Below are 205 nucleotides of genomic sequence, written 5' to 3' on the forward strand. Positions count from 1 at the left end.
CCTGTGATTAAATCAGTCATTTCTTCTACTAATTGCACGTTACTCATCTCTACGAAGTTTTGCTTAATTTGACCAAACCCATTAGTCCCGCCAGTGCCAACTACAACTGCTCCACTAGCACTAGTTTCAAGGAAATTATTATCCCCTAATGCGTGTAAGCCACTAGGATTTATGAAGTTTGCTAATTCAATTTGACCTAGTTGCA

At 39.0% G+C, this 205-nt stretch carries 1 protein-coding gene; it reads right to left on the reverse strand.

Going from position 1 to position 205, the window contains the following annotated elements; genetic code table 11:
- Window positions 1-205 (reverse strand): flagellar hook-basal body complex protein (locus KJR01_RS10150; RefSeq protein WP_214119124.1); only part of this gene is annotated, 205 nt, incomplete at both ends.

It is taken from the genome of Campylobacter sp. 2018MI10 (genome assembly GCF_018501175.1).
Lineage (GTDB): Bacteria > Campylobacterota > Campylobacteria > Campylobacterales > Campylobacteraceae > Campylobacter_E.